This is a genomic window from Lysinibacillus sp. UGB7 (assembly GCF_049058285.1).
In the GTDB taxonomy this organism is placed as follows: domain Bacteria; phylum Bacillota; class Bacilli; order Bacillales_A; family Planococcaceae; genus Lysinibacillus; species Lysinibacillus sphaericus_B.
Genome location: NZ_JBMGUV010000034.1, coordinates 23,569 through 48,981, shown reverse-complemented (window position 1 = coordinate 48,981; position 25,413 = coordinate 23,569). Strand labels below are relative to the sequence as shown.

General features: G+C 37.9%; 24 protein-coding genes and 2 riboswitches. Of the genes, 12 read left to right on the top strand and 12 right to left on the bottom strand.

The features are described from left to right. Positions 1-569 precede the first annotated feature (569 nt). Positions 570-1,157, bottom strand: coding sequence for an SCO family protein (locus ACOMCU_RS22875; protein WP_421051523.1), 588 nt, complete (start codon positions 1,155-1,157; stop codon positions 570-572). Positions 1,158-1,735: 578 nt separating this feature from the next. Here ACOMCU_RS22875 and ACOMCU_RS22870 point away from each other — a divergent pair. The 5 genes from ACOMCU_RS22870 to ACOMCU_RS22850 all read left to right on the top strand — a co-directional run bounded on the left by ACOMCU_RS22870 (position 1,736) and on the right by ACOMCU_RS22850 (position 6,254). Then, positions 1,736-2,071 carry a DUF485 domain-containing protein gene (locus ACOMCU_RS22870; protein WP_010859364.1) on the top strand — a complete coding sequence of 112 codons (336 nt, stop codon included), beginning with the start codon at positions 1,736-1,738 and terminating at the stop codon, positions 2,069-2,071. Beyond that, complete coding sequence (locus tag ACOMCU_RS22865) at positions 2,072-3,625, top strand: cation acetate symporter (RefSeq protein ID WP_421051522.1); 1,554 nt, start codon at positions 2,072-2,074, stop codon at positions 3,623-3,625. A 469-nt stretch (positions 3,626-4,094) separates the two neighbouring features. Beyond that, a complete protein-coding gene (locus ACOMCU_RS22860) occupies positions 4,095-4,433 on the top strand; it encodes a DUF485 domain-containing protein (protein ID WP_010859366.1) in 339 nt (112 codons plus the stop codon). Further along, positions 4,430-5,974, top strand: a complete 1,545-nt coding sequence (locus ACOMCU_RS22855) for a cation acetate symporter (protein WP_421051521.1) — start codon at positions 4,430-4,432, stop codon at positions 5,972-5,974. The genes ACOMCU_RS22860 and ACOMCU_RS22855 overlap by 4 nt, the downstream gene beginning before the upstream one ends. A gap of 100 nt (positions 5,975-6,074) precedes the next feature. Continuing rightward, the gene (locus ACOMCU_RS22850; protein WP_010859368.1) at positions 6,075-6,254 is read left to right on the top strand and encodes a hypothetical protein; all 180 of its coding nucleotides are present in this window, start codon (positions 6,075-6,077) and stop codon (positions 6,252-6,254) included. A gap of 37 nt (positions 6,255-6,291) precedes the next feature. Here ACOMCU_RS22850 and ACOMCU_RS22845 read toward each other — a convergent pair whose 3' ends face one another. From ACOMCU_RS22845 to parE, 7 genes are all read right to left on the bottom strand, one after another. Beyond that, positions 6,292-7,041, bottom strand: coding sequence for a TatD family hydrolase (locus ACOMCU_RS22845; protein WP_080647655.1), 750 nt, complete (start codon positions 7,039-7,041; stop codon positions 6,292-6,294). Then, positions 7,031-7,780 (bottom strand): ABC transporter ATP-binding protein, encoded by a 750-nt coding sequence (locus ACOMCU_RS22840; RefSeq protein ID WP_421051520.1) that lies wholly within the window; start codon positions 7,778-7,780, stop codon positions 7,031-7,033. The genes ACOMCU_RS22845 and ACOMCU_RS22840 overlap by 11 nt, the downstream gene beginning before the upstream one ends. Further along, positions 7,758-8,528 (bottom strand): ABC transporter permease, encoded by a 771-nt coding sequence (locus ACOMCU_RS22835; RefSeq protein ID WP_421051519.1) that lies wholly within the window; start codon positions 8,526-8,528, stop codon positions 7,758-7,760. The genes ACOMCU_RS22840 and ACOMCU_RS22835 overlap by 23 nt, the downstream gene beginning before the upstream one ends. Continuing rightward, the gene (locus ACOMCU_RS22830) at positions 8,525-8,818 is read right to left on the bottom strand and encodes a thiamine-binding protein (RefSeq protein WP_010859372.1); all 294 of its coding nucleotides are present in this window, start codon (positions 8,816-8,818) and stop codon (positions 8,525-8,527) included. The genes ACOMCU_RS22835 and ACOMCU_RS22830 overlap by 4 nt, the downstream gene beginning before the upstream one ends. After that, complete coding sequence (locus ACOMCU_RS22825; RefSeq protein WP_421051518.1) at positions 8,819-9,814, bottom strand: ABC transporter substrate-binding protein; 996 nt, start codon at positions 9,812-9,814, stop codon at positions 8,819-8,821. Between the two features lie 244 nt (positions 9,815-10,058). Further along, positions 10,059-10,170, bottom strand: a riboswitch (TPP riboswitch). Between the two features lie 143 nt (positions 10,171-10,313). After that, entirely contained in the window at positions 10,314-12,743 is a 2,430-nt protein-coding gene (gene parC / locus ACOMCU_RS22820) for a DNA topoisomerase IV subunit A (RefSeq protein WP_421051517.1), read from the bottom strand. Next, complete coding sequence (gene parE / locus ACOMCU_RS22815; protein WP_010859375.1) at positions 12,740-14,716, bottom strand: DNA topoisomerase IV subunit B; 1,977 nt, start codon at positions 14,714-14,716, stop codon at positions 12,740-12,742. The genes parC and parE overlap by 4 nt, the downstream gene beginning before the upstream one ends. Before the next feature lie 431 nt (positions 14,717-15,147). On the opposite strand from parE, the gene plsY reads away from it, so the two are divergent. From plsY to ACOMCU_RS22785, 6 genes are all read left to right on the top strand, one after another. Next, positions 15,148-15,750 (top strand): glycerol-3-phosphate 1-O-acyltransferase PlsY, encoded by a 603-nt coding sequence (gene plsY, locus ACOMCU_RS22810; RefSeq protein ID WP_421051516.1) that lies wholly within the window; start codon positions 15,148-15,150, stop codon positions 15,748-15,750. A 17-nt stretch (positions 15,751-15,767) separates the two neighbouring features. Beyond that, a complete protein-coding gene (locus ACOMCU_RS22805) occupies positions 15,768-16,058 on the top strand; it encodes a HesB/YadR/YfhF family protein (protein ID WP_421051514.1) in 291 nt (96 codons plus the stop codon). Positions 16,059-16,210: 152 nt separating this feature from the next. Next, positions 16,211-17,761, top strand: a complete 1,551-nt coding sequence (locus ACOMCU_RS22800; protein ID WP_010859378.1) for a spore germination protein — start codon at positions 16,211-16,213, stop codon at positions 17,759-17,761. Between the two features lie 21 nt (positions 17,762-17,782). Beyond that, entirely contained in the window at positions 17,783-18,979 is a 1,197-nt protein-coding gene (locus tag ACOMCU_RS22795; protein WP_010859379.1) for a Ger(x)C family spore germination protein, read from the top strand. A 6-nt stretch (positions 18,980-18,985) separates the two neighbouring features. Then, a complete protein-coding gene (locus ACOMCU_RS22790) occupies positions 18,986-19,219 on the top strand; it encodes a hypothetical protein (protein WP_010859380.1) in 234 nt (77 codons plus the stop codon). A 33-nt stretch (positions 19,220-19,252) separates the two neighbouring features. Beyond that, positions 19,253-20,344 carry a GerAB/ArcD/ProY family transporter gene (locus tag ACOMCU_RS22785; RefSeq protein WP_421051513.1) on the top strand — a complete coding sequence of 364 codons (1,092 nt, stop codon included), beginning with the start codon at positions 19,253-19,255 and terminating at the stop codon, positions 20,342-20,344. 155 nt (positions 20,345-20,499) lie between these two features. On the opposite strand, the gene metA is transcribed toward ACOMCU_RS22785, so the two are convergent. Beyond that, the gene (gene metA, locus ACOMCU_RS22780; protein WP_421051512.1) at positions 20,500-21,438 is read right to left on the bottom strand and encodes a homoserine O-acetyltransferase MetA; all 939 of its coding nucleotides are present in this window, start codon (positions 21,436-21,438) and stop codon (positions 20,500-20,502) included. Positions 21,439-21,547: 109 nt separating this feature from the next. Continuing rightward, positions 21,548-21,657, bottom strand: a riboswitch (SAM riboswitch). A 464-nt stretch (positions 21,658-22,121) separates the two neighbouring features. On the opposite strand from metA, the gene ACOMCU_RS22775 reads away from it, so the two are divergent. Beyond that, positions 22,122-22,496 carry a nucleotide excision repair endonuclease gene (locus ACOMCU_RS22775; RefSeq protein WP_010859383.1) on the top strand — a complete coding sequence of 125 codons (375 nt, stop codon included), beginning with the start codon at positions 22,122-22,124 and terminating at the stop codon, positions 22,494-22,496. Positions 22,497-22,614: 118 nt separating this feature from the next. Here ACOMCU_RS22775 and panF read toward each other — a convergent pair whose 3' ends face one another. The 3 genes from panF to ACOMCU_RS22760 all read right to left on the bottom strand — a co-directional run bounded on the left by panF (position 22,615) and on the right by ACOMCU_RS22760 (position 25,374). Beyond that, positions 22,615-24,060 carry a sodium/pantothenate symporter gene (gene panF / locus ACOMCU_RS22770; RefSeq protein WP_421051511.1) on the bottom strand — a complete coding sequence of 482 codons (1,446 nt, stop codon included), beginning with the start codon at positions 24,058-24,060 and terminating at the stop codon, positions 22,615-22,617. Next, the gene (locus ACOMCU_RS22765; RefSeq protein WP_421051510.1) at positions 24,060-24,323 is read right to left on the bottom strand and encodes a YhdT family protein; all 264 of its coding nucleotides are present in this window, start codon (positions 24,321-24,323) and stop codon (positions 24,060-24,062) included. Before ACOMCU_RS22765 ends, panF begins: the two co-directional genes overlap by 1 nt. Positions 24,324-24,858: 535 nt before the next feature. After that, positions 24,859-25,374, bottom strand: coding sequence for a DinB family protein (locus ACOMCU_RS22760; RefSeq protein WP_421051509.1), 516 nt, complete (start codon positions 25,372-25,374; stop codon positions 24,859-24,861). Between the last annotated feature and the right edge of the window lie 39 nt (positions 25,375-25,413).

Here is a 25,413-nt window from a genome sequence, read left to right as displayed (position 1 = left end):
TTTGCTCGTAAAGAGATAAACGTTGTTTCTTAAATAAAATAATAGCCTATTACTGGAAGAAAAAAAGGTTGTAGTTTGTAAAAAAGATTGGTCATTTAAAATAAAGTTCGATAATTTGTAATATAGTTTGATAAAAATAACTTCGCATTTAAATAAAACCCATTCATTTTGATCAAACTTTTTTCAAAATACGTGGGTTTCTTCTAACTATTATAAAATCAACGTTCGCAACCAACACTAATGTGCATAACTGTGGAACAGTACGAGCACATGGAGAAGAAATATTAAGACAGTCGGAAAAATGTGCGTTGTCTGGACATTCTTGCCCAAAAAGTAGGGAATTATATTATGTCCGGACATTCTTGTCCAAAATGTCTGTAGATTCTTGTCCATATACAACAGATATTATGGGGAGTTGACGTATCCAAGCCCTCCTCCACGCCAAATAATTTTAGTTTACATAATATAAATTATAGGAAGTTATGTTTCATTGCTAAGTATACTTATAATATTGAGACAAAAATGCAAAAATAAGCTCAGATAGCCATGTAGACTTCTGAGCTTATTTTTTATTTAGTTAAAGCTTTCATATCTGCAACGATTGTTTCTACCGGTACATTTGTAGCGCCGTCGTAATCTTTAACGACTTGGCCATCTGCATTGACTAAATAATAGCTCGACATATGTACGACCTGGTCATTACCTGGAGATTTTTTCACTAAAGAATTAAATGATTTTCTTGCAAATTGCTCAATATATTCTTGCTTATAACCGGTTAATAGCTGCCATTTACTACTATCAGCAACCGAATAAGAATTTAAATAATTTGTTAACACTTCTGGCGTATCTACATCAGGATCCACGCTAAACGCTACAATGTTATAGTCCTCAATGTCTTCATTCTGGAGAGCCGTTTGAATCTCTGTCATATTAAATGTCATAGGCGGGCAAACTGTCGTGCAATTTGTAAAGATAAACATTGCTAACCACGGCTTATCTTTTAAATCATCTAAGCTAACTTCCTTATTGTTTTGATTTGTAAGCGAAAAATCCTGCACCTCTATATTTAACTCAGGTTCAAATTTATAGCTTCCACAAGCTGCCAATAAGCTACTTACTATAAGTATCCCAATCAGCATGATACTTCTCTTTTTCATCGATTTATTCACTTCCCTTTAATTTATCATCGCTGTTAATTGTATAAATTATAGAATCTAAATACAAGATAACGGACTTGAACTTTAAAATCTTTTTAGTTTCTAGCTGGGTTTTGTATAATTTCGGTAACAATTAATCCTTTATATTCCAGAAAATAAAGGATTCTTTAAAAAAATTTTTTATTATTTTGGTTATTTCCCAAGGGTCATAAAATTGTTATATAACAATTTATTTTTGCTTATCTCTCCTTTCGTTAATTTAATAGTAAAATAAACGAAATACTCAAAATTCTCTTTCGTGTCTATATTTTCTCCTACATTCAAAATTATTATCACTAAGTTATTTCAATAATACTATTTCACTCGTTAATCCCTTTCTCTTCTATGCGTATTATTTCTATTAAATCCTTATTATTTCTACATTATTTCCGCTTGATTAATAAGACTAAAAATTAAAAAAACTCAAAATTTAGTATTGCATTATAGGAATCTTCCTCATAAAATAAGTGAATATAACGACGAAACAAAAAGAAATATGTCGTTTAAAACAGCAATATATAACTTTAGGGGGAATAATAATGGCTAATATTACTAAGAACAAAAACGTGCAATCAGTTGACTATAATGCAATTGAAGCTATGGAATCGTTCAACAAATTCGTTAAAAAGAAAAATACTTTCCTTTTTTCGATGACAGCAGGGTTTTTATTTCTTTATATCTTATTGCCAATCCTTGCTTTTCAACCTGTACTACAACAACAAGTTGTTGGTAGTATTACGGGGGTTTGGGTTTACTCAGCGGGATTATTCATCATGACCATTGTTCTTTGTACAGTATATGTAAAAAAAGCTACTTCATTCGATAGAGCTGCAGCTGCAGTTTTAGCAGAATATCATGCGAAAGGTGGAAAATAAATGAATTTAGTATCAGTTGGATTCTTCTTAGGCATCGTTGGCTTAACACTAGTAGTTACGTATATTGCAGCGAAGCGTACTTCTTCCGCAAGTGACTTCTATACAGCTGGAGGAGGTCTGAAAGGATGGCAAAATGGTTTTGCGATTGCTGGTGATTATTTATCGGCTGCTGCTTTTCTTGGGGTTTCTGGTGCCATTGCGCTGACGGGTTTTGATGGTTTCTTCTTCTCCGTTGGCTATGTAGTAGCAAACCTCGTTCTTCTATATGTAATTGCTGAACCTATGCGTAACTTAGGTCGCTATACTTTAGCAGATATGTTAACAGCTCGTTTCAATGAAAAGCGTGTTCGTGGTGTTGCGGCCACAGGTACAATTATTATCGTTATTCTTTACATGATTGCTCAATTAGTTGGTGCGGGCGCATTGATTAAATTATTATTTGGTATTGAGTACTGGGTTGCGGTGTTAATTGTCGGTGTCATGATGACGACATATGTATTATTTGGTGGCATGACAGCTACATCTTGGGTACAAATTATTAAAGCTGGCCTTCTATTATTTGGTACAGGCTTACTAGCTACACTTGTACTGATTAAGTTTGACTTCTCTTTAGTCAAAATGTTCGATACAATTTCTGCAGACCACGGCGAACAATTCCTAGTGCCAGGTTTAAAATACACAAGTTCAATTGACTCTGTTTCAATGATGATGGCCCTTGTATTAGGTACGTCTGGTTTACCACATATTTTAATGCGTTTCTTCACAGTAAAAGATGCAAAAACAGCGCGTGCGTCTATTTCTTGGACAACTTGGATTACAGCTATCTTCTTCTCTTTAACTATTTTCCTGGGCTTCGGTGCTATGCATTTTGTAGGTCTTGATAACATTATTGCTGAGAGTAAAGCTGGTAACACGGCAGCTCCTCTACTTGCCGAATTCCTGGGTGGTGACGTGTTAATGTCGTTCATCTGTGCGGTAGCATTTGCAACAATCTTAGCGGTAGTTTCTGGTTTGGTTTTAACAGGTGCATCTGCTATTTCACATGATATTTATGGTGAAATCATAAAAGACGGTAAATTAACAGAGAAACAACAAGTTTTAGCAGCTCGTACAGGCTCTATTTCTATTGCCATTGTTTCTATTATTCTTGCATTATTTGCACAAAGCTTAAATGTATCATTCTTAGTATCATTTGCTTTCTGTATAGGTGCATCTGCTAACCTTCCAGTTATTCTCTACACAATCTATTGGAAAAAATTCAACTCTACAGGCGCTGTTACGGCCATGGTAACAGGTTTGGTTTCATGTTTAATATTAGGTGCAATGGGTCCAAACGTATGGAGCCCTATAGAAGGCGCTGCTATCTTTGTTGGTGATCCACTAGTACCATTAGCTGTTCCGGCCATTATTACCATTCCGCTTGGCTTTATAGCAGGTTATTTAGGCTCTGTTCTTACTGCTAACAAAGTGTCACAAGAAGAAGCAGAACGTATTTACAAAGAAATTCGCGTAAAAGCAAATACAGGTGTTTCTGTTTCAGATATTTCTCATTGATTTTTTGACATTTCCATCATCTATTTTTAAGTGAAAATTGCAACTAAAAAGCTCGACTTCGGTCGGGTTTTTTCTGTTTATTATTATAAAAATTCAAGTATTTTACTTATCGAACAATACTATTTCTTTTCCAAATATCAGCAAAAACCCATTTTTCACTAGTTAAATAGTGTTTATTTTTTCTGTAAAAAACGCTTTTTTTCTCGGTTTTGAAACTCTGTTTTTTGTCAAGAAGCTAGGATTATCCTAGTTTCTTGTATTTATCTGAATATTCCAAAACCCTTTAATTTCTAGGCTTTGTCACGAATTTTCTGTTTAAAGTCTATTTTTCAGAAAATTTTTTTTGCATAATTTTTCTGAAATGTATTGCAATTTTGTGAACTCTCTCATAAAATTAAGATGTGAATTCACTAAAGTAGCAAAATCAAGCATTAAAGCAGTAAAAATAAACACAAAATGGGGAATGTTTATGGCGAACAATCAAGCAAGCAAAAGCGTCGTTATCGACTATGATGCAATTGCAAATCAAGAATCGTTTAAAACACTTGTAAGAAAAAAGAATGCATTTCTTTGGTCAATGACTGCATTCTTTTTAGCGGCTTACATGTTGCTTCCAATTCTTACTTCATACACAACAATCTTACACCAGAAGGCATTTGGGGAAATTACTTGGGTGTGGATTTACGCAGCAGGACTATTCATTATGACTTGGAGCTTATGTCACTTATATGTTGCGAAAGCAAATAGTTTTGACAGAGAAGCAAAAGCAATTATCGCTGAATATGAAAACGGAGGTGGCCGTCCATGAGCTTTATAGCAATATTTTTCTTCGTAGCAATCGTTGGTCTTACATTAGTCATTACATGGTGGGCATCTAAACGTACTTCATCTGCAAGCGATTTCTATACTGCAGGCGGCGGTTTAACAGGTTGGCAAAATGGACTAGCTATCGCTGGTGACTACTTATCAGCAGCTTCTTTCCTAGGTATCGCTGGTGCTGTTGCACTATTCGGATTTGATGGATTCTTCTTCTCTATTGGTTATTTAGTAGCTTACTTAGTGGTACTTTATATTGTGGCTGAGCCATTACGTAACCTAGGTAAATTCACTTTAGCTGACATGATCACTGCACGTTTCGACAACGCAAAGGTTCGTGGTACAGCAGCTTTAAGTACAATTACAATTGTTTTATTCTACATGATTGCACAGCTAGTTGGTGCAGGCGCACTTATTCAATTACTTCTAGGAATCGACTATTGGATTGCAGTTTTAATCGTAGGTGTTATGATGACTACTTACGTTTTATTCGGCGGTATGACTGCCACTTCTTGGGTACAAATTATTAAAGCTTGTCTTTTAATGTTAGGTACAGTAATTATCTCATTCCTAGTATTAAAAGAGTTTGGCTTCAGTATTTCAACAATGTTTACAGAAATGACAACTGTAACTGAAAGCGGTGCAGCGTACTTAAACCCTGGTCTTAAATACACAAATGGCATTGACACGATTTCGATGTTAATTGCGTTAGTATTAGGTACTGCGGGGCTACCACATATTTTAATGCGTTTCTTCACTGTAAAAGATGCAAAAACAGCTCGTTCTTCAGTAATTTGGGCAACTTGGATTGTAGGACTGTTTTACGTTTTAACAATCTTCTTAGGCTTCGGTGCAGCTGCATTCGTAGGTAAAGAAGAGATTATCGCGGCAAACGCTGCTGGTAACATGGCTGCTCCACTTCTTGCGGAAGCACTTGGTGGCGACATCCTATTCTCATTCGTTTGTGCGGTAGCATTCGCAACAATCTTAGCGGTAGTTGCTGGTCTGGTACTGTCAGGTGCTTCTGCCCTATCACATGATATTTATGGTCAAATTATTAAAAAAGGAAAAATTACAGAGAAAGAGCAAGTACTTGCAGCTCGTATTGGTTCAATCACAATCTCTATTATCTCTATCTTACTTGCACTTGGTGCACAAACATTAAACGTTGCATTCTTAGTATCCCTAGCATTCTGTATTGCAGGTTCTGCAAACTTACCAGTTATTATTTACACAATTTACTGGAAGAAATTCAATACAGCCGGTGCTGTGACAGCAATGTTAACAGGTTTAATTTCAGCTTTAATTCTAGTAGCAGTATCTCCTAACGTATGGAATCCGGTTGAAGGTAAAGCGATTTTCGTTGGTGATCCGTTAATCATGTTAACAAACCCAGCCTTAATCTCAGTACCTCTTGGATTCTTAGGTGGATTCATTGGAACGTTACTTTCTAAAGAATCTAACGATGCAAAATACCGTGAAGTGGATGTTAAAGCTAACACAGGTATTTCTGTACAAGACGTATCACACTAATAGAATGACAGTAACCTCGTAGGCTTCTAGCTTGCGAGGTTTTACTTTTTCTCCCCTATTCGGTACTATTATGGGTAAAGACAGTTGGAGGTAGAGAACGATGACACAATCTGGGGCAAAAAAGAAGCGAATGCATATCAAACGTACAAAAGGTAAGGATGTAGAGAAAAATCGTCAGTCTTCCCCGTTCAGTACGCATGAACGTGTAACAAAAACGAAACGAGAATCCATCGACCGTAAATTTACAAAGTATAAAAAGCAGCAGCATGTAGACGAGTAGTCGCTCTATACGCTGTTGCTTCTTCGTATCCATATTCTTATAGCCTATAAAATGCTTCCGTATTTTGAGTAATGTTAGTAGCCGCTTCCTGCATGGATAGACCCTTAAGTGTTGCAATGACCTCTATCGTTTTGTGCATCATTTGTGGTGATGTGCGTTTATTTGTAAAAGGACCATCAAACGGCCATGGTCCATCTGTTTCTACCATCATGCGTTCTATTGGGACCTTTTTGATAAGCTGTTGAATTTCCGTTTCATACGTACAATCTGGTGTAATGGACATAAAATAACCGTTATGTATCATACGTTGAATAACCTCGTCATCGCCTTTAAACCAGTGGAAATGTGCGTTGGTGACGCCATGCTTTTCAAGTAGATCACATGCCATGGAGGCATCTTCATAAACAGCATGTAACACAATTGGTTTTTCTAGTTCTTTTGCAAGCACGATAAATCGTTCTAATAACGAAATATAAGGTATATAATCAACGGCATTTTCTTGCTTTAAGTAATAAGGTAGACCTACCTCACCGATTGCCACCATCTCTTCTGCGTGTAGACGTATCCAAGTGAAAAGAGCGTCTTCCTCTTCAGAATTAGGTAAAGCTTGTTCAGGATGAAAGCCAAAAGCAGCTTTAACCTGAGGATAGGCTCGCGCCAAGGTTAATGTTTTTTCACAAGATTCTAAGTCTGTGCTAACAGCCACTACCTGCTTAGCCTCTTTCAGCAATAACGGAATTTCATGTTCCTTATACTGATCTAAATGAATATGCGCGTCAATCAACATAAGCATCGTCCTTTTCTTCTTTTAAATAGTTAAATAACTGTTGTTTTAACGCATTAAAGCTTGCTGTATGGCGAATGTCCTCTGAACGGGGTCTAGCAAACGGTACGATTATTTCCTTCTTGATAGTGGCTGGGCGCTTCGTTAACACGATAATGCGATCTGCTAAAAATAGAGCCTCTTCGATATTATGTGTGACAAACAAAATCGATTTTCGATGTTTTTCCCAAATAGATAACAGCCATGCCTGCATTTCAAGTCTCGTAAACTCATCAAGCGCTGAGAAAGGCTCATCTAAGCATAAAATAGGTTTCTCACTTACGATTGCCCGAATAAACGATACACGTTGCTGCATGCCTCCAGAGAGCGCGTTTGGAAAGGCATTTTCAAACTGTGCAAGTCCTACCTTTTCAAGCCAAGCCCTTGCCTGCTCTATATTTGGTTTATGCTGTAGTTCCTCAACAATCGTAACATTCTCTAAAATTGTACGCCAAGGGAGTAAACATGGTTGCTGTGGCATATAGCCGATGCTTCCTCTTTTTAGCTGTATGTCTTCATCGTTTAACAAAATAGCTCCCTCGTCTATAGCTGAAATACCACCAATTAACTGAAAAAGTGTGCTTTTTCCACTACCAGATGGGCCGATAATCGCAACAAATTCGCCTCTCTTTACTTCGAAGGACAGATTTTGTATGACTTGCAGTGAACCAAAGGCTTTATCAATGTCTTGAATGTTCAGCATGTAATCCCCTCCCTTTCACAACAAGTTTTTCGAGCATACGAATAACACTAAATAACAATAAGCTTAATAAGACAATCGCAAAGATGGCCACGAATACACGGTCCGTACGAAAGGAAGATTGTGCAAGTGTCATATAGACACCAATGCCCTTTTTAGCACCAAGCCACTCTGCAATCACGGCACCCATAACGCTATAGGTAGCTGCAATCTTTATACCTGAGAAAATAGCAGGATAGGCATTTGGCCATTCAAGTTTCCAAAATGTTTGCGCTTTCGTTGCTCCGATCATCGCAAAATAATGTTTTAACTCAGGTGAGGTTTGCCGAAATCCGTCCATAGCTGCAATAACAATTGGAAAGAAGCAAACCAAACAAATAATGATGAGTTTAGGTAATAAGCCAAAGCCAAACCAGATGATTAACAGAGGTGCTAAGACAAGTATAGGTACATTTTGTGACACAATTAGAATGGGATAGAACAATGCCCGAATCATAGCTGAACGATGTAACAATACTGCGACACTTAACCCAAACAATATCCCAATAGCTAGACCTAAAAGTGCCAATTGGACAGTAGCTAAGACATGTGGTAAAAATGCTTGATACGATTGAATCGCTTCTATTAAAATGGCACTCGGTGCTGGTAATAGCCAATGCGGAATTTGTGCAAATTGAACAATTAGTTCCCAGACGAATAAGAGGAAGACGATAAAAATGATCGTCCTCCCTTGCTTTATCGCCTGTTTCATGCTCGATATTTCTCCGTTAATGTCCCCATTGTTATACCTGTTGGTTGATATAAAATTTTCACTTGTGTAATAACGTTTATAGCCCCAAGCGCAATCATTTTTTTATTCATTTCTTCTATGATTTGTAGCAAGGTAGAGAGCTCGCCTTCCATTGTCGTTTCAAGTGGATGTACCTCATATTTCACTCCTGAAGCATCAATAATAGCGATAGCCGCATCAACAAAAGGAATAACGTCCTCATATTTTTCAGTTTTCGGTATGATTTGTACACTTATTAATGAATTTGCCATTTACTTTGCCTCCTTAGTAGGTAAAAAATCGTTGGTAAACGCCTTTTCTGGGTTGAACTCCCCTTCTAAGACTTTATTACTTGTCATCCAATCAGCATAGTTTTTCCATACGGCTAATTTTTGCGCACCCCATTGTGTGGCATCATCTCGATACTTGTCTGCTAGCCATTCCTGACTTTTATGTACAAGCTCTTTATCTAAGTCTGGTGCCGCTTCAAGTAGTATATCCGCCGCTTCTTTCGGTTGGCTGATAGCATATTCATAGCCCTTTGCAGCTGCCGCAATAAATGCCTTTACCGTATCAGGATTCTGTGAAATCATTTTTTCATTGGTTGCAAGTACGGGTGTATAGTAGTCAAGTTGTTCACTATAGTCTGTTAAGTACATCATGTTGAGTTTTTCCCCACGTAGTTCCGCTTCAATACCTGTCCAAGCATAGTATATCCAGGCAAAATCAATATCTTTCTGCAACATGGTGAAGAAATCTAAATCACCGGCATTGACGATATCTAATTTATTGACATCTGCATTCTCTGTTTGCATTAATGATTGCAGTACAGCCTGTTCAAGAGGCGCACCCCAACCGCCGTACGTTTTGCCTTCAAAATCTTTTGGAGAAGTTATACCATTCGCAGCAAGTGACGCAAAACCAGACGTATTATGCTGAATAACGGCTGCAATCGAAACTAAAGGAACTTGCTGGACACGTGCCTGTGTAATCGCTTCTTGGTAGCTTACGCCAAACTCAGCCTTGCCTGATGCAACGAGTTGATCAGCCCCTGCATCGCCAGGTAATAGAATGTCTACGTCTAAGCCCTGTTCCTCAAAGTAGCCAAGTTTTTTAGCTACGTAAAGCCCTGTGTGATTTGTATTAGGTGTCCAGTCTAGTACGACCGATACTTTTTTTAATGCATTCGACTCTTTTTTATCCTCTTTTTCGTTACAGCCAACTAAGGTTAATAGCGCTGCAACAAGAATCAATAACCATCTCTTCATGCTGAATCCTCCCAGTAAGTAGTGTGAAAGTGTCCATGTTTGAATGATTTACCAGAAGAAAAACGCATTCGCTCCGTTTTCACGTAAATAGCGCTAAGTATTCCAAAATGACTGGGGTACATGTACCTGTCTGTCACATATGAATTTGAAGCGACACGAGCGTGTGCGCGAATACCAAGACATAAAAAAACGCCTAGGAGTCATCCCAGACGTTTGAAATCGGTATCAAAAAAATAACATACACTATTTTTGAATAGATGTTCCCTACGCTGGTACGAGCCAAATCAGGTTCAAAGGGTCAGCGTCTTAACGGACACAATCTCAGCTGGCAACTACCAGCCCCCCTACATTCTTAACTTATGAACTTTTCGAGGACTATTATACCCATATCTCAATGGAAATGACAAGACTCTATTTATGTACAGAGCGGATTGTGAACTATGAAATCACAAAAAGCCCAGTTCTCGGTAAGAACATGGGCTAGATTGTTTACCTAATTTTATTTATCATTTTTTACTTTTAAAACATGGGCGATCGCACCGTCAGTCGCTATATCGACTTTAAAGGAGCCATTTGAGTGACGATCTGAGCGCGTTAGCCCTTTCACATCAATTACTTCTTGTACACCCTTTTCCGTTTCTACCAGGATTTGCTCTTCATCAGTAGCTCGGATAACCGCCACAATACGATGCGGATTAGCTTTTAATTCTGTTAATACTTTTAGTCCACGTTTTGCACGACTTGCCAGATCTACCTCGGCGACATTCATTTTCTTCGCTGCCCCACGCTGTGTCACAATCACAACGTATTCCGTGTCACTTGGCTTTAAGATTGTTACACCTACTAAAGCTTCGCCTTCTTTCAGCGTTATGCCTTTAACCCCACCTGTTTTCACACCCGTAACAGGCAATTCTTCTATCGGGAAGCGAATCGCATAGGCTGTATCTGTTATTAATAATAACTCTGCTTCGTCAGTGATGATATCGGCAAAAATCATTTCATCGCCAGTCTTCACATTCATCGTTTTAATTGGCTTCGAATAACGCGTTACCGCATAATCTGCTAGTGGAGAACGCTTAATTTGCCCATCTTTGGTCGCCGTTAAAATATAGGTATTTGGCTGTTCAAATGTTTCGAAGCCATATACTGCTATAATCGACTCGTCTTCACTAGTCGGTACAATACTTGAAATATGCTGGCCGAGATCCTTCCAGCGGATATCTGGTAATTCATGCACGGGCTGATAAATATAATGGCCACGATTTGTGAAAAGCAGCACATGATGTTGCGTATTTAAATTACCCTCATACAGTAAATAATCAGAATCCTTCATAGCAAAATCTTGGCCATTTGACGCAGCATGAGAACGTGTAGAGGTACGCTTAATATAGCCATCCTTCGTTACCGTAACAACTACTTCTTCACTAGGGACAAGCACATCTAATGTAATCTTAATTTCTTCAATTTCATGTTCGATTTTTGAACGACGTGGTTCAGTAAAGCGTTTTTTGATATCGAGTAATTCTTGCTTTATGACACGCACGAGCTTTGCCTCACTATTAAGAATGCCTTCAAGCTTTGCGATAAGTGTATTTAATTCTTCCTGTTCTGTGCGAAGTTCCGTTATATCTGTGTTGGTTAAACGATATAATTGTAAGCTAACAATCGCCTCTGATTGCACTTCAGTAAAGTCAAACTTCACTTGTAAATTCGTTTTAGCGTCACGTTTATCATTAGAAGATCGAATTGTCGCAATCACTTCATCTAAAATTGACAGCGCTTTTATAAGCCCTTCTACAATATGAGAGCGATCCTTGGCTCTTTGTAAATCATAAATAGAACGATTTGTGACAACTTCCTTTTGATGTGTGATATAAGCATCAAGCAATAAAGGTAATGTCATCATCGTCGGTCGTCGATTATGAATAGCGATCATATTAAAATTATAAGCTACTTGCAAATCAGTTGTTTTAAATAAGTAATGTAAAATACCTTGTCCAGGAATATCTTTTTTCAATTCAATAACAACGCGTAAACCTGTACGATCCGATTCGTCACGAATTTCCGCAATCCCTTCAAGACGTTTATCGACACGTTGCTCATCAATTTTCTTCACAAGGTTCGCTTTATTGACATCATACGGTAACTCGGTAATAACAATCTGCTCTTTGCCCCCTTTTAAAGGTTCAATCACTGCCTGGGCACGTACGATAATTTTGCCACGCCCTGTTTCATACGCTTTTTTAATACCGTCTACACCTTGTATGATGCCCCCAGTTGGGAAATCAGGCCCCTTGATGACCGTCATCAGCTCATCAACCGTTGACTTGGGGTTATCTAAACGCATTAAAACTCCATCTAGCACCTCGTCAAGGGCATGCGGTGGGATATCTGTAGCATAGCCGGCTGAAATCCCTGTTGAACCATTGACAAGTAGATTTGGGAAGCGAGCGGGTAAAACAGTAGGCTCCATATCCTGGTCATCAAAGTTTGGCACAAATTCAACCGTTTTTTTGCCAATATCGCGTAACATCTCCGCTGCAATTGCAGAAAGTCTTGCTTCTGTATAACGCATTGCCGCAGGTGGATCGCCATCAACTGAGCCGTTATTACCATGCATTTCAATCAGCATATGACGTGCTTTCCAATCTTGGCTCATCCGTACCATCGCTTCGTAGACAGAGCTATCACCATGTGGGTGGTAATTACCGATAACGTTTCCGACGGTTTTAGCCGACTTCCGGAACGGTTTCTCATTTGTATTCCCTTCTGTATACATGGCAAATAGAATACGTCTTTGTACAGGCTTTAGACCGTCGCGTGCATCAGGCAACGCGCGGTCTTGGATGATATATTTACTATAGCGACCAAAACGGTCACCCATTACTTCTTCTAATGGTAAATCTTGAAACTTTTCCGTACTACTCATGCTTGGTCCTCCTCTTGTTGGATGAATTCATTGTCTAAAATATTCGAATCATCCTCCATACCGAAGTTTACATTTGCTTCGATCCATTTACGACGTGGTTCTACCTTGTCGCCCATTAACGTTGTTACACGTCGTTCAGCACGTGCGCCATCCTCAATCGTCACACGAATTAATGTACGTGTTTCAGGGTTCATCGTTGTATCCCACAGTTGGTCAGCATTCATCTCACCAAGACCTTTGTAGCGTTGAATAATATAGCCCTTCCCTACTTTGTTGATGGCATGTTGTAGATCATTTTCAGTCCAAGCATATTCAATGACCTCTTTTTTACCTGTACCCTTTGATACTTTATAAAGAGGTGGTAACGCGATGAAAATTTTCCCTGCTTCGATTAATGGACGCATATAACGATAGAAGAACGTCAATAGCAATACTTGGATATGAGCACCATCTGTATCAGCATCGGTCATAATAACGATTTTATCGTAGGCTGAATCCTCAACGGAAAAATCTGTGCCAACGCCAGCGCCAATAGCATGGATAATGGTTGAGATTTCTTCGTTTTTCATAATGTCTTGGAGCTTCGCTTTCTCCGTGTTAATCACTTTACCACGCAACGGCAAAATCGCCTGGAACGTACGATCTCGACCTTGCTTAGCTGAACCACCAGCAGAATCGCCTTCGACTAAATACAATTCGTTTTTAGCAGCGTTCCGTGACTGGGCAGGCGTTAACTTACCAGACAGAATGGTGCTCGCTTTTTTATTTTTCTTGCCGTTACGGGCATCTTCACGGGCTTTACGCGCCGCTTCACGTACTTGCTGGGCACGTATAGCTTTACGAACTAGTGATGCTGACAGCTCTGCGTTTTCTTCAAGAACATACAATATCTGCTCAGATACTACGGAATCTACCGCAGAACGAGCTTCACTTGTACCGAGCTTTCCTTTTGTTTGTCCTTCGAATTGCAGTAAATGTTCAGGAATGCGGACTGAAACAATCGCAGCCAACCCTTCACGAATATCTGTTCCTTCAAGGTTTTTATCTTTATCTTTAAGTAAGCCTATTTTACGTGCATATTCGTTAAAAACACGTGTCAAGGCAGCTTTAGCACCTGTTTCATGTGTTCCCCCATCACGCGTACGTACGTTGTTCACGAACGACAAAATAGTTTCAGAATAGCCATCATTGTATTGGAAGGCAAATTCTACTTCAATATCATCTTGTATACCTTCCACATATTTCACGGGATGGAGTACATCTTTTTCCTCATTCAAATACGCAACGAAAGCTTCAATGCCGTTCTCATAAAAGAAAACATCACTTTTACCTTCCTCGCGTTCATCGATTAATTCAATTTTTAAGCCTTTTAATAAAAACGCAGACTCACGTAAACGTTCCGCAAGTGTATCATAGTTGAATTTTGTGACTGAGAATATTGTGTCATCTGGTAGGAAATGTACGAGTGTGCCTGTTTGTTTAGTTTGACCAATTTCTACAAGTGTTGTAACAGGATGTCCACCGTTTTCAAAACGTTGCTGATATTTTTTGCCATCTCGATGAATCGTTACTTCTAAAAATGTCGACAAAGCATTGACTACAGATGAACCTACACCATGTAAACCTCCACTCGTTTTATAGCCGCCTTGTCCAAATTTACCACCTGCATGTAGCACAGTAAAAATAATTTCTGGAGTAGGCTTGCCCATTTTGTGCATACCTGTTGGCATACCACGTCCAAAATCTCGAACACTTAAGCTTTGATCTTTGTGAATTGTGGCAATGATATGAGAACCAAAGCCAGCGAGTGCTTCATCCACCGCATTATCCACGATTTCATAAACAAGGTGATGAAGTCCTCGGCCGTCTGTAGAACCGATATACATGCCGGGTCGTTTTCGTACCGCTTCTAATCCTTCTAATACTTGAATGGCGTCATCATTATAGACGCTAGGTGACTGTTTATTCGCCAAAAAATTTCCCCTCCAAAAAACAAACGCATGTTCTGATTACGTTCTCTTCCTAATAATAATAGCATTTCCTGTCAATAGCTAGTAACAGGCACAAATAATTTTTTTTATAATTTAGCCTCGCTTGGAAATTAAAGATAGACTTCTATTCTACCAAAGGAATGTGTGATTGACAAAATTGCCATTTTACCTATATTTTAAAAATGAGCAAAAGTTCATTTAAATAGATTGTGACAATATATCTTCCCTTATTGTACCTCAAGTGGGTGAGTTACTTATCAGTTCAGTGAAGAAATATTCCCCATTTGATATTGAATTCAAGGCAAGTGATGAAATCTCCTTCATGACATTGAAGAATAGTGAGAAAAAGTGTAAAATACTTATTACAAACTATTAGTACCAAGTGATGAATTTTGGATGAAAGGAGTCCACCTATGCTAAATGGACTTATTATTTTATGTGCTTATGTGATCGGCTCTATACCTTCTGGGTTATGGGTAGGCAAAATTTTTTATAAAACAGATATCCGCGAGCATGGTAGCGGCAACTTAGGTGCTACCAATACATTCCGTATTTTAGGAAAAAAAGCTGGTTTAGTCGTAACGATTATGGATGTTTTAAAAGGAACAGCGGCGGTATTATTAGTGACTCTACCTGTGTTTGCTGAAGTGTCAATCCACTCATTAATTCTTGGGATTGTAGCAGTTATTGGTCATATGTTCCCTATCTTTGCAAGTTTCCGTGGAGGAAAAGCTGTTGCTACCTCTGCAGGCGTATTGCTCGGTTATTCTTGGCCACTATTTATCTTGCTATTTATTACATTCTTTATCACTTTAAAGCTAACGAAAATTGTCAGCTTAACATCGATGATAGCCGCTTTAGTAGCACTTATTTATTCAATCGTCTATTATATTGTTACAGGGGATTTTGCGTTAGGTATTTTAGTAGGGTTTTTATTTAGCTTTATTGTTTATCGCCACCGGACGAATATTTCTCGTATCAAAAACGGTACGGAACCAAAGGTGAAATGGCTTTAACAAGAAGGGAGTACATCATGAATATCACATTAACAGACAATGCGCTGCAATGGTTTAAACGCGAGATGGAAGTTGAAACCGGCGATACCATTCGATTTTACGCAAGGTATGGAGGCTCAAGTCCATTCCATGAAGGCTTTTCCCTTGGTATGACACGCGAGGAGCCAATTGAAATTGGTGTGCAATCGGTAATAGAAGGCATTACCTACTACATCGATGAAAAAGATTTATGGTTCTTTAATGATCATAACTTACATGTAGATATTGACCCTACAATGGATGAATTAAAGTACGACTATACAAAATAAAACAGTGTTTCCTTTCAAATGTTGAAGGGAAACACTGTTTTTTTTGTACAGCAAATAATTATTGTTTCATTTAATTTGCAAACTTGTTTATCTCTTCTTAAATTTGTATATCCTCTTATTAGTCATCATGCTTACATGGAGGAGGAATAAAAATGCCTAATACAGAGAATAACGACACCTCCCAACCAATTTCTACACAGAGCCCACTTTTTACTTCTCTTTTAGAAAATATTCAAGCCGTAAAAACAACACTGGGTAATAGTGACGACATTATTGTTCGTGAAATTACTATAGGCAAAAAGGTGAAACAGGTTATAGCGCTTATCTATATAGATGGATTATCCGATACAACGGCGATTACTGACTTCATCATGGAAACGCTGATGTTGGAATTAGAGGATATACCTGAAGTTCAATTAGGAACAGTGAACCAATATTTAAAGAAAAATTGTTTAACAATTTGTGATGTAAAAGATATTGAAAACTTTACTACATTGTACAGTTCCGTACTTAATGGTGAAACAGTCATATTATTTGATGGTTTAGCCACTGCTATCTCAGCAAGTACAAAAGGTGCAAAAGATCGAGCAATTGCCGAACCTTCTACCGAATCAGTTATCAGAGGTCCTCGAGAATCCTTTACAGAAACACTACGCACAAACACAGCTTTAATTCGTCGAAAGATTAAAAGTCCAAATCTGTGGATAAAAACAAAGATTATTGGAGAAGTAACGCAAACGGACGTTTCGATCATGTATATCCATGGCATTGCGAATGACGAAATTGTAGAAGAAGTTCTTTCTCGCTTAGATCGTATCGACATCGACGGGATCTTGGAGAGCGGGTATATTGAGGATTTTATTCAGGATTCTAAGTTTTCATTGTTCCCTACAATCTATAATTCCGAACGCCCTGATGTGATTGCTGGAGAATTATTAGAAGGAAAAGTTGCTATTTTAGTGGATGGTACACCTTTTGTGCTCATTGTGCCTGCTTTATTTACATCATTTCTACAATCAGCCGAAGATTACTATCATCATTGGATTATTAGTTCACTTATTCGTCTATTAAGGTTTTTCGGTATTAGCCTTGCTTTAGTAGCACCTTCGCTCTATGTGGCAATTACTACCTTTCATCAGGAAATGTTACCAACACCCATGTTGATTAGCATCGCTTCTCAGCGGGAAGGTGTGCCGTTTCCTGCGGTAGTTGAGGCACTCATCATGGAAATTGCCTTTGAAGTATTACGAGAAGCAGGTCTTCGCATGCCGCGAACCATTGGACCAGCAGTATCAATTGTAGGCACATTGGTTATTGGTCAGGCTGCTGTTGAAGCAGGTGTAGTATCAGCCGTAATGGTCATTATTGTCGCATTAACAGCTATTTGTAGTTTTTTGTTCCCGGCTTATGGCTTGTCTAACACCGTGCGTGTCTTACGTTTTCCACTTATGATTTTAGCAGCTATGTTTGGTTTATTCGGGGTAATGTTTGGCATTATAATAATTATCCTTCACCTATGTAGTTTACGATCATTTGGTGTTCCTTATATGAGTCCTTTTGGGCCGTTAATTGTTAATGACCAAAAAGATGCAATGGTATTGTTTCCACGCAGTTTTTTATTAACACGACCTCGGTTAGTAAGTAAAAACAATACTACGCGAGGCCATAAATTTATTGCTCAAAAAAAAAGAAATGATGATTAACCTGCAAATGAGGAAGTCAATATGACCAAAACAAAATCGTTATTTTTACTTTTCATTGTTACTTTATTATTAAGCGGCTGTTGGAGTAAACGTGAACTGAATGAATTAGCCATTGTCGTTGCATTAGGGGTCGATAAAGTAGACGATGAATATGAAATATCTGTACAGGTAGTGGACCCTAGTGAGATTTCAACAAAACAACCTTCTAGCGGTCGATCGCCTGTTGTTACCTACCACGCCAAGGGAGAAACTGCGTTTGAAGCGATTAGGAAGATGACAACCTTAACACCAAGGAAGGCCTATTTTTCTCATCTGCAAGTGGTGGTATTAGGTGAAGAATTAGCTGCAGATGGGATAAATGATACATTAGACTTTATCGCACGAGACCATGAATTCAGAAATGATTTTGATGTCATCGTATCGTCTAAGTCCACTGCCAAAGAAGTGTTAAATGTACTTACCCCCATAGAAAAAGTACCTGCAAATAAAATGCTAAATTCTATTAAAGTTTCACAAAAAGCTTGGGGTTCTACATTATCTGTTAGTATCGATGAATTAGTAAATACACTAAATAGTAATAAAAAAAGCGCAGTATTAACAGCCATCGAACTAGATGGGGATAAGAAATTAGGAATTGATCAAACGAATGTCGAACGCATTAAAACCCCCGTAGTCTTGAAGTTTGTAGGTTTAGCGGTATTTAAAGAAGATAAATTACAAGGGATTTTAACAGAAGAAGAAAGTAGAAGCTTTAATTTTTTAAATGGAAAAATTGAAAGTACTGTTGAAATTATTGCTTGCCCTGAGCAAGGACAATTAACAACTGAAATTACACAGTCAACAACCAAGGTGAAAGGACAATTTAAAAATGACACGCCACAAATGAATGTTCAAATCGATGTAGAGCAAAATGTGGGCGAAGTTGAATGTGATATTAATCTAACAGAAAACAAAACGATTGCTTACATTAATAAAAAAACAGCCGAGTTGATTGAGGAACGCATCAAACAAACACTGATGACGATTCAAAAAAATTACCAGTTAGACATTTTAGGATTTGGCGAAGTACTTTATCGAAAAGATGCTAAAAAATGGAAGGGAATTCAAGGCGAATGGTCAACCATATTTCCAGAATTAGCAGTAAATGTTGAAGTTCGTGTTACAACACAGGGGTTAGGGACGATGCAAAATTCTTTATTACACAGAGCAAAGGAGTAATAATCGATGTTTATGACGCTAGGTATATTAATTATTGCTGCCATTATTGCATATTTTGTCATCCCTCCTTTAAAGAAAAAACACGAGACTAAAACCATTGTAGTCTTTTCAATTTTTTTAGTACTCGGAACGGCTTTAAATATTGCCCTTAGTTTAAATGTATCAATACCGAGCCCAGCAGACTTGATTTCTTTTATTTTTAAACCAATCAGAGAGTTAATTATCACGCTGTTCCAATAATTATTTCACAATGAAAAGAAAGGGTGGTTGTTTATGGGCAAACAAATAATCAGTTCAAGACAGTTTACAATCATTACCCTTCTCTATTCAATTGGTACAGGTATATTAATTATTCCAGCAAGTATTACAAAAGATATTAAGCAAGATGCGTGGATTGTTGCCATAATAGGTGTCGTTTTAAGTCTTTTACTCGTAAAGCTATTCATTTCTTTAGCAGATAGGACCCCCACCTTAACTTTTGTGGAGGCCAATGAAAAAATATTAGGCAAATTCTTCGGTAAATTTACAGCCATTGGTTTTATCTCACTCACCTTTCTTTCGGCAGGTGAATTATTATATTTCATTGGCATTTTTATGAAAACGGAAGTTATGCCAGAGACACCTACCATGGCATTTGCACTTCTATTTAGTATAATTATTGTATTTGCCACGTACTTGGGGATTGAAGTTTTTGCACGTTCAGCCGAGATATTATTCCCTATGTTTATGTTTATTTTTATTATCTTTGTCGTTTGTATCTCTCCGGAAGTGGATATCAAAAATATTCAGCCGATCTTCGAAGCAAGTTCCAAATCAATGGCCTCTAGTATAGTTTTATTTATGAGTATTTTTTCATTTCCGTTGGTTGTGTTATTAATGATTTTCCCCGCTACTGTCAATGTGCATAAATCAGCTAAAAAAGGTTATTACATTGGCACAATTATTGGCGGTATGGTGCTTATTATTATTATTGCTTTATCGATTCTTGTCCTTGGGTCAACAAATACAGCCCAACGTGCATTTCCAAGTTATGCACTAGCACAAAGGATATCGATAGGGAACTTTTTACAACGAATTGAGATTGTCATGGCTTTTATGTGGCTGTGCTCCATATATATACGAACTTTTATGTATTTTTATGCGTCTGTCATTGGTATAGCACAAATCCTAAAAATAAAGGATCATCGCCCACTCATATTACCACTTGGTATGATTGCCATGGTCATTTCTCAAATTGTGCATCCTGATATCGTTCACTCTAATAATTACAATAAGGAAACCTGGCCTCTTTTTTCATCCGTGTTCGCAATTTTCTTGCCACTACTGTTACTTTTGGTTGCTAAAATACGAAAAATTAAGGGTTGAGGGTGCCTGGCACGCAGGGTTGAGGGTGCCTGGCACGCAAACAATTTACAAACAATTCTCCAGTGACAGAAAAAGGAATTATCATGAGCATGTCTCGTATAGACTTGCCCGCTGATAATTCCGCAATAGAAACGTTTCAGTTGTGATAACTCACATCAAATATGAAATTCTATATGATCTTCGGCAAAATCCCATTCATATGGTGTTTCTTGGTAGACATAGTAATTTAGCCAGTTTGAGAATAATAAATGCGTATGTGCTCGCCATGTATTCATCGGTTCATTTGATGGGTTATCATTTGGGAAGTAATTAACCGGTACCATAATATCTAATCCTTTAGCAACGTCACGACTATATTCGTCTGCTAGTGTTGTCGCATCATATTCAAGATGTCCCGTAATCATAATATTTTTATTGTCTTTGGATTGGACAATAAAAACGCCCGCTTCTTCAGAATAGGATAGTAAACGTAAATCAGGATGGTTACGCACTTCATCAATTGATACGGAAGTATAACGTGAATGTGGCGCTGTAAATAAATCGCTAAATCCACGTACTAAATCCACGGTTAAATCCGTAATCACATGCGAATATACACCCGAGCATTTTTCTGGTAATTCGAATTTACCAATTCCGTAATGGTGATAAAGTGCAGCCTGAGCACCCCAACAGATGTGCATTACAGAAGTTACGTTTTTCTTTGACCAATCCATTATTTCTGAGATTTCTTCCCAATAATTCACCTCTTCATATGCCATTTTTTCAACAGGTGCACCTGTAATAATCATGCCATCAAAACGACGATGCCGAACTTCTTTAAACGTTGAGTAGAATAACTGTAAATGTGATTTACTGACATTCTTCGATTCATGGGTTGCCGTATTTAAAAACGTAATATTTACTTGCAAAGGAGTATTACCTAGTAGACGCAGTAATTGGAGCTCCGTTTTTTCTTTTTCTGGCATCAGATTAAAAATTAAAATATTTAACGGACGAATTTGTTGTGTTTTTGCTCGGTCTTCTTCCATCACGAAGATTTTTTCCTCACGTAAATGTTCGCCAGCTGGCAAGTTTTTCGGAATATTAATTGGCATGTTGCATTCCCCATTTCATTTCATTTTATTTTTTTCTCTGTATATAAAAATCAAAAAATCCCCCTCATTCCATACGAGCAAGAATGAGAAGGATTTATCATCACGTTCACTCTTATCTCTCAAAGGAAGAATCCTTTGCTGGAAGTAGCACCTTTCTAACGAAGTTAGAGGTTGCTGAAGCGTCATAGGGCCAAATCCCTCAGCTTCTCTTGATAAGATTATTTAATTAATGAGAATTGTATCATGAACAATTAAGAATTTCAATAATACATAGAATATTTCGTTTATATGTTTTCTATGTCGTTAAAATTTTTAAATTTACATTATCCATATAATAGTACACTCGGTTGGGTGTTTTATATCATTTTCGATGCTCTTTTTTCGCATTGATGACGATTATTTGCACAATATATGCTCAAGATGCTGCCTCTATGTATCATAAACTGAATCATTCCACAGTCGAGAGTAGGATTCGTCTGCGTATGCTTGTCATTTGCTTTGTAGCACGGGCTACCAAATATTTTCATGCTTACGTTTAAATTTTTTGCCATTGTGCTCATACTAGCTTTACTCTATTGGACAACACTCATTTTCGCATTTTGTCATAAGAGAAATTGATAATAGCTACCACGTATGAATTATGTTAAGATATACCTTATGTAACAGAGAGGAACGTGAATATTTTGATTAAAATTGAACTACCAAAACCAGATTTAGTAATTCGTCAGCGCGAACAAGTGTTAAAACCAGGTGATGTGCCTATCACGCCTTACCATGGATTTATCGACTTCCACAAGATCACACGCGAAAATGGCGGCATTTTCTTTTTCTACAATGAGAAAAACGAACTTTTATATGTAGGGAAAGCACGTAAAATTCGTCAACGTATAAAAAAACACTTTGAAGACAATGTATCTCCTATGAAAAAATACCGCGATGAAATTTTCAAAATTGAAGTGTACGAAATTGAAGATCCAATGGAACGTGAAATTTACGAAACATACGCTATCAACACTTTCCGTGCAAAATACAATCTTGATAAAGTATTTTTTGAATAAAAAATTAGGGACTTACTCAATTATTTGAGTAAGTCCTTCTTCTATTACTACTGTAGGTTCTTGGTAAAATTCATTCTAAAAAAACACGCCGTAGATAGTACATTTACGGCGTTGCTTTCTAAATAAATAGTTTTTCATTTTTAAATTTATGCGCTGTACAGAGACTAACGATAACAAAAACAATGAATGAGGCGATAATTGGAATGGTTACGGTATGCATGCCAAACACAGAAGGATAAAAACGGTCAATGACAATATACAACGTCATGCCGGTAATCATTGATGCAATCGCTCCATATTTGTTTGCCTTTTTCCAATAAAGCCCTAGTACTACTGACCATATAAAGACTGCTTCCAATCCCCCGAAGGCAAATAAATTTAACCATACGAGTAAATCTGGAGGATTTAAGGCAAATACAACGACAGCTAAGCCAATTACCGTTGTGACGATAAAGCTAGCCCGTTTAATTTCTGCATCATTTGCAGTTGGTTTCACATAGTTTAAATAAATATCCTTTACAACCGTTGAGCTGACTAGCATTAACAAAGCATTGACCGTAGACATCGTTGCCGCCATTGGAGCAGCTAACACAATACCCGCTAAAAACGGTGGTAATACTTTTAACGTGAGCATTGGCATTACCTTATCGCCAATGTCGATACCCGGCATTACTGGTCGTGCTAAGACACCAATTAAATGCATACCAAACATTATCGTCCCTATCGCAATAGTGCCAATAATAATTGCTAAATGCATGCTTTTTGAATCTTTATAGCTCATGGCACGTACAGCAATTTGTGGGAGCCCTACTACCCCTACACCAATTAAAATCCAAAATGTTGACACGTATAATGGCGTTAAGTCCCCATCTGCTCCGAATGGTGACACAAGATTAGGGTTTTCAGCGACTAGTGATGCCATAATATTATCAATTCCACCACCCGCAATGATTGTCCCAATTAGTAAAATGACAGTTCCTATGACCATAATTGAACCTTGTACAGTGTCTGTTAACGCCACCGCACGGAAACCACCAATAATCACATAAATCAATACAGAAACCGCAAAAATAAAGAGTGCAGCTGTATAGTTTAGTCCAGTTAACGATTCGATTAGACGCGCACCACCAACCCACTGTGCCATCATCGCAGAAAATAAAAAGACGATAATACTAATAGCAGATAAAATAACGATGAAATGGCTTTTATAGCGTTCGCGTAAAAAATCAATTAACGTAATAGCTTGATAACGCCTTGCGATAATGGCAAATTTCTTGCCTAATATCATGAGCACAAAATACCCAGCTGGTAATTGCGCCATCGCCAGCAGTACCCAGCCAAGTCCTTTATTGTATGACACACCGGGTCCTCCAATGAAGCTACTTGCACTACCGTATGTGGCAATCATGGTCATCGCGAGGATGAATCCACCCATTTCACGACCACCTAGGAAATACTCCTGCAAAAATGAATTAGATGTGCGTACATGCTTATTCGACCATATCCCTATACCAAAAATGATTACTAAAAATAAGAAAAGTGGTAAAATGACCTGCCAATGCATTACTCATCCACCTCCTCATCATCAAATGGCACCTCTTTGAAAAAGAGTTTCATGACGAGCCAGATAAGCACAATCATAAAGACGGTCCCCGCCATACAGCTGTAGAAAAACCAAGACGGGAAGCCCAAAACATACGTATAATTAACTGGATCACCAGCACCAAGCCCATACGCAAAGCCGTACCAAATAGCAAAATTGACAATGACAAGTGCAATGCCAATCAGCGCCTCCCGATGCGCAATTTTAAATCGGTAATCTTTCAAAGTTGTATCCCCCTAACCTACTCTATTTTACTGATATGGACGTATTATGGGAAGCTTTGTGTAGAAATAGGTGGAAATAAATAGTCAGAAACCGTTATTTCCGTTCCAGGCGCTCCCTTTCTACAGGCACGGCACCAACTAATTTTTGCGTCGGGTCGCCGCAAAAGTGGATTTTCCGCACGTGCTGTTCCTGCAGAAGTGTCGCGCCTTCCTTTCCAATCAACTTGTATCGCTTACTGATAGCCTATTCTACTCCTAACCTGCTAAAAATACTTTAGGGGATGAAAATTCGACGCGCCCAACAATAAAAAAGATCGAAACGAATATGGCATATCGTTGGTTTAGGATTTTGTTTTCATACATAAAATTCAGGGGGAATTTGAATTCAACTACCTTCAAAAACGACAAAATACCCTGAGAGGTGAAACTCTCGGGGTATTTTGTAGACAGTCTGACATTTGCACAAATCTTACTGTGCTTTAGCAATATAGTCATAATTATAATTTCATAACTTAACAAACTTATGCAACTTCAGCTAACTTGTCGCGTCTACAAGTAATTTTATTTCTTTTATTTGCTCTATGTGCCGCTGTTCATGCAAATAAATCTGTTCAACCCATTGATCGAGATGCAGATCACCTAAAGCAGGATGCTTCACTGATTTTTTCGCTAATAAGGATGGATCTTCAATAGTGCTCAGAAAAGTCACCAATTTATTTCTCGAATCGTTTAACAAATCGACTATTTGTTGTACTTCAAACGGTTCTACATTTGGTTCTACAATCTTTGGTGCATTAATCTTTTTCGTTCTATCCAATATTAGTAGATGTACTTTTTTACGTTCCTGTAGCGTACTATCACTCTCTTGTAATCCCCATGCAATCGCCTTTAGAGTTGCTTGTTCAACTAATACTAAGTGATGGCAAACCTGTGCGACACTCCACGTATTCGTATCAGGCTTATAATTAAATTGAGCCTCACCTAATAAAGTAATCTCCGTTACTAGGTTATTTCTCGTTTCTGCTAGATTGTCATGTACTAATTTATTCATTAAAATACCCCCTTCATCCTAAAGTGCTTAGCTAGATGC